Origin of the sequence: Stenotrophomonas sp. GD03958, from assembly GCF_029839005.1 — a bacterium.
In the GTDB taxonomy this organism is placed as follows: Bacteria; Pseudomonadota; Gammaproteobacteria; order Xanthomonadales; family Xanthomonadaceae; genus Stenotrophomonas; species Stenotrophomonas hibiscicola.
This window is the reverse complement of the sequence record NZ_JAOBZT010000124.1, coordinates 1-5,432: the sequence shown is the minus strand read 5'-3', so window position 1 is coordinate 5,432 and position 5,432 is coordinate 1. Positions and strand designations below refer to the sequence as shown.

3 protein-coding genes are annotated in these 5,432 nt (G+C 65.6%); 2 read left to right on the top strand and 1 reads right to left on the bottom strand.

Going from position 1 to position 5,432, the window contains the following annotated elements:
- On the bottom strand, positions 1-2,105 hold a 2,105-nt coding region (locus N5C25_RS20105; protein WP_279937759.1), incomplete at its 3' end, for a TonB-dependent receptor.
- Between the two features lie 216 nt (positions 2,106-2,321).
- Between N5C25_RS20105 and N5C25_RS20100 the strand changes: the two genes are divergently transcribed.
- Both N5C25_RS20100 and N5C25_RS20095 read left to right on the top strand, forming a co-directional pair.
- Positions 2,322-3,713, top strand: a complete 1,392-nt coding sequence (locus N5C25_RS20100) for a 3-deoxy-7-phosphoheptulonate synthase class II (RefSeq protein ID WP_019659572.1) — start codon at positions 2,322-2,324, stop codon at positions 3,711-3,713.
- A 576-nt stretch (positions 3,714-4,289) separates the two neighbouring features.
- Positions 4,290-5,432 (top strand): mechanosensitive ion channel family protein (locus N5C25_RS20095; protein WP_345781925.1); only part of this gene is annotated, 1,143 nt, incomplete at its 3' end.

Genomic DNA, 5,432 nt, shown 5'->3' with positions numbered 1-5,432 from the left:
CTCAGGTAAGCACCTCGGCGCGGTCCCCACTGCGGGGCGAAGACGCCGACACCGCCACCGTCGCGCAGCTGGTAGCTGCGATCCAGTGCGTTGATCACGGCCAGTTGGACGTGCAACGGATGGCCGCTGTCGGCATTGAAGTCGTGCCCGGCGCTGAGGTTCACCTGCAGGTACGACGGCAGCTCGCCGCCGTTGGGTACGCCCTCGATGTCCGAACGCAGGCCGCTGCCGAACACGTAGTTGGCACCGATCCGGTTGTGTCCGGCGAAGGCGTAGCTGAGACCACCCGATGAGGTCAGCTTCTGGTCGTGATCGAGGTGGATCCAGTGGTCGGCCACATAGGCCAGCGCGTCCTGATCGAGGTTGTACTGGCTGGTGATCACCTGGGTGCCGATGGCCTTGTTGTACGCCGCGTTGAAGTAGGCGCTGAACGGGCCGTTGCTGTAGTCGGCACTGAACTCCAGCCCACGGATGTGGCCATGGCGATAGTTGAACGTCGAGTAGATGTAGGCGGCGCCGAACTGGCCTTCGTCCTGCAGGCGCGCAACGCGGCGATCGTAGGCGTCCAAGCCCAGGGTGAGGTGGTCGCCCAGCTGCTGCGACACGCCGATGTCGTAGTAGTCGCTGCGTTCGGCCAGTGGCGTGTTGTTGCCGCCGCTGGGCTGCTGGTTGGTGGTGCCGTCGTATAGGGCGATATCGCTGCTGGCGATCAGCTCACTGGCCGGTGGCGTGAAGTAACGCGAATAGCCGGCATGCACGGTGGTGCTGTCGCTGGCATTCCAGACCACTCCCACGCGGGGGCTGAGCTGGCCCTCGGTGTGGCCAAAGGCCTTGTAGCGATCTCCGCGCAGGCCGTAGTTGACGGTCCAGTCGTCGCCGATCTTCCATTCATCCTGCACGTACAACGCCAGCGTGCTGGCATGGAAGGCACTGCGGTCAGGTATCAGCAGCGGTGTGGTGCTGGACTGCTGGCCGGCGTCATCGACCGGAAACACCCAGCTGCTGTTGCTGGCCCGCGCATTCTCGTAGTTGCCGTACAGGCCATAGCGCAGCGTGTGGTCGTTGCCCAGTGGGGTGGAGAAATCGGCCTGCAGCGTGTTGGCGCGGTTGCTGCGTTGCACCTGCGAGGCGACGCCACTGAACACCAGGTCGCCGACGACATCCGGATGGAATGCCACATCGCTGTAGCGCTGCCCGGCCGAGAGCTGATATGCGGTGCTGCCCAACGTGCCCTGCAGCACCAGCATGCCGAAGCGGGTGGCCTCGCGCTGGGTTTCATCCAGCTGGCTGGAGTCGAAGGTGGTGGTATCGAGGTAACCGAACTGCGGCGTCTGCCCGGGGTTGACCGGGATCTGGAAGCGATTGTTGGCAAAGCCGGCGAACACGCTCAGGCGGGTGTTCTCGTTGACGAGGTAGGTAAGGTCAGCGAACGTTTTGCCCTGGTGGGTGTCGTCGTGCAGCGGCTTGCGCGAGCGGGTCGGGTTCTCCAGGCCAACCTCGTTCTGGTCGTAGTTGCCAGTCAGGAACCAGCTCCAGCGCCCCTGGTTGCCCCACCACGAGGCGTTGGGATTGATCTTGCCGAACGAGCCTGCGGTCAGCCCGGCGCTGCCGCCGTTGCCGAGCTCGGCGCCGCTGCGGGTGGTGATGTCGACCACTGCAGCGGTGCGCTCGCCGAACTGCGCCGGCAGCGCGCCATCCATCAGGCGGATGCTCTTGATGGTGCGTGCATCCAGCGTCTGGCCGAAGCCCGAGATCGATTCGGGCAGCAGCACGCCGTTGATGCGGTACTGCAGATTGGCGTGGTCGCCGCGCACGTGCACGCCGCCGTAGGAATCCTGGACCACGCCGGGCGCCTGCAGCAGCACCTGGCTGAGCGGCGCGGAGGCGCCCAGCGGCTGCTTCTGGATGTCCTCGGCGGTGATCTGGTACTGGCTGCTGCCGATGTCCGGCGACAGCGTGTTGCGGGCCTGGTCGAGCTGGGCGTGGACGGTGACCGCGCCGAGGTCCTTCACGGGAGCGGCGGCATCGGCGGCCACGGCGAGGGAAGGCAGGCTGGCCAGGGTCAGGGCGAAGGTGATGCCGGTAGCAAGCAGGGAGGGCTTCATGGCGGATAGGCTGTGGAAGGGGCCATTGGGGACTGAGTGTTACTTCGTAACAGTGCGTGGCGAATCATGCGCCTGACCGGCTGGCCGTGGGCATGCCGCTTTTGGCCAATCGCGATGCCCTTTCCCCGGCGTTCAGCATGTGCAGACGCCGTTCGGCCCTTTGCGACAGCGGTCGGCTCTGCGACCATGAACGTCCCCCTCCTCCGGAAGCCTGCAATGAGCCTGTCCGCCGTTTCGCCTGTCCCCGATCCCGTCGCAGCCGCCACCGGCGCTGCCTGGTCGCCGGAGAGCTGGCGTGGCAAGACCGCGCTGCAGATGCCGACCTACCCGGACCCGGTGGCGCTGGACGCTGCCCTGCACGAGCTGAAGCGGCTGCCGCCGCTGGTCACCTCGTGGGAGATCCTGGCCCTGAAGCAGCAGTTGGCCGAGGCCCAGGAGGGCAAGCGCTTCCTGCTGCAGGGCGGCGACTGCGCCGAGAACTTCAGCGACTGCGAATCGGGCACCATCTCCAACCGCCTGAAGGTGCTGCTGCAGATGAGCCTGGTGCTGGTGCATGGGCTGCGCCAGCCGGTGATCCGCGTGGGTCGTTTCGCCGGCCAGTACGCCAAGCCGCGTTCGGCCGATACCGAGACGCGCGACGGTGTGACCCTGCCGAGCTACCGCGGCGATGTCATCAATGCGCCGGCCTTCACTGAAGCAGCGCGCCTGCCGGACCCGAAGCGGATGCTGCAGGCGCACGCGCATTCGGCGATGACGATGAACTTTGTACGGGCGCTGATCGATGGTGGTTTCGCCGACCTGCACCACCCCGAGTACTGGAACCTGGAATGGGTGAGCCATTCGCCGCTGGCCGCCGAGTACCAGAAGATGGTGGCCTCGATCGGCGATGCCGTGCATTTCATGGAGACGTTGGCCGGGGCCCGCGTGCACAACCTCAACCGCATCGACTTCTACACCTCGCATGAAGCGCTGCTGTTGCCGTACGAGCAGGCACTGACCCGCCAGGTGCCCCGCCAGCAGGGCTGGTTGAACCTGAGCACGCATTACCCGTGGATCGGCATGCGCACGGCTGCGCTGGATGGCGCGCACGTGGAATACCTGCGTGGCGTGCGCAATCCGATTGCGATCAAGGTGGGTCCGTCGGTGACGCCGGACCAGCTGCTGCGTCTGATTGATGTGCTCAACCCGCATGACGAGCCGGGCCGCCTGAGCTTCATCCACCGCATGGGTGCCGCGCAGATCGCCGAGAAACTGCCGCCGCTGCTGGACGCGGTCAAGCGTGATGGTCGCCGCGTGCTGTGGGTGTGCGATGCGATGCATGGCAATACCGAAAGCACCGCCAACGGTTTCAAGACACGTCGCTTCGACAACGTGCGTGGCGAAGTGGAGATGTCGTTCGACCTGCATGCGGCCGCCGGTACGCGCCTGGGCGGTGTGCATCTGGAACTGACCGGCGAGGACGTGACCGAGTGCATCGGCGGCGCGCGCGAACTGACCGAGCGCGACCTGGAGCGCGCGTATCGTTCGACGGTGGACCCGCGGTTGAACTACGAGCAGTCGCTGGAGATCGCGATGGCGATCGTGCGCAAGCAGGAGCAGGTGCGGTAAGGGTTTTTCGGCAGGGCTTGCAGCCCTGCACCTGCGGAGGCAACGGCAACGCCAACGGCCGAAGCAACGGCAACAGCATGCATCCGTGGGATGGCGGGGCGGTGTCGGAGTGCGGGGACGCTGCAAGTACGTCCCTGTAAGCTTGGCAGCCGCATCCATGCGGCTGACACCCCGCACTCCGACACCGCCCCGCCTATGACAGATTCCGGCGGCTGTTGGTAGGTGTCGACCTTGGTCGACACGGTAGATCCACGCCATGCGTGGATGCTTCTGGATTCCAATTCGAATATTCGATTCCGATGGAGATTCATCCACGTATGGCGTGGATCTAGTGCAGATCGCGGGAATCTGTCGAAGGCGGGGTGGGTCCGGTTGCGGGGGCGTGAGCCGCATGGATGCGGCGACCGAGCTTACATGGACGTACTTGCAGCGTCCCCCGCCACCGGACCCACCCCGCCATCCCACGGAATGCCAGCTTCTGCTGTTGCTGTTGCTTCGGATTCTGGCAGGTGCAGGGCTGCAAGCCCTGCCGACCAACACCCTGCTTACGAACGGCTGACGTGACGCTCATGCCCCATGCGCGAGGCTGTCCGCTTGGCTGTTCGTGTGGAGGTAGCAACGGTGCACTGGCAAAGCGCACAGGCATATGCATGGCCGCTGGGTCTGGCGGCGTTGGTGGGCGGCATCGGCGCCTGGCTGATCCTGTGGATCTATCACCGGCTGAAAGGGCGTGATCGCCGACGTGCGCGCATCGGTCGTGTGCTCGGGCTGCCGATGGCCACTGCATGGCCGCTGCTGCTGTTGATTCCCGCCCTGCAGGCCACGCCGCTGCAGGATCCGTTGCTGGGCCATCTGCAGCATGTGCTGCACATCGCGTTGACTGCCTGCTTCATCTGGTTGCTGGTACGTGCGGTGGCGGCCGGTGAGCGCGCGATCCTGCGCAGCCATCCCATCGATGTCTCCGACAACCTCGAAGCGCGCCGCATCCAGACCCAGACGCGCGTGCTCAGCCGGGTGCTGATGGGCGGCATCATCGTGCTGGGCGCATCGCTGGTGCTGCTGACGTTTCCGATGGTGCAGAAGATCGGTACCGCGCTGCTGGCCTCGGCCGGCCTGATCGGCCTGGTGGCCGGTATCGCGGCCAAGCCGGTGTTCGGCAACCTGATCGCCGGCCTGCAGATCGCGTTGACGCAGCCGATCCGCCTGGATGACGTGGTGATCGTGGAAGGCGAGTGGGGACGCATCGAGGAGATCGGAAGCAGTTACGTGGTGGTGCGTATCTGGGATGAGCGGCGGATGGTGGTGCCGTTGACCTGGTTCATCGAGAACCCGTTCCAGAACTGGACGCGGCGTAGTGCCGACCTGCTCGGCACAGCCTTCCTGTGGCTGGATTATCGTGCCCCGATTGCGGCGATCCGTGCTGAACTGGAGCGCATCTGCCGGGGCGAAGCGTTGTGGGATGGCCGAGTCTGCGTGACCCAGGTGACTGAAACCAGTGAGCGTGCAATCCAGGTCCGCCTGCTGGTCAGTGCGCGCAGCTCCGGCGACGCGTTCGACCTGCGTTGCCTGGTACGCGAGCGCATGCTCGATTTCCTCGCGCGTGAGCATCCGCAGTCGCTGCCGCAGGTGCGTGCGCGGCTGCAGCATGCAGACGAGCTGGACATGCCGCGTGGCCCGAGGGCGCGCACTGCGGATGTGCGTTCGCCGGGTGCTGAAGAT

Bases quoted from the DNA above. Each gene is read 5' to 3' on its own strand.
- N5C25_RS20100 (WP_019659572.1), top strand. From the start codon at position 2,322: ATGAGCCTGTCCGCCGTTTCGCCTGTCCCCGATCCCGTCGCAGCCGCC.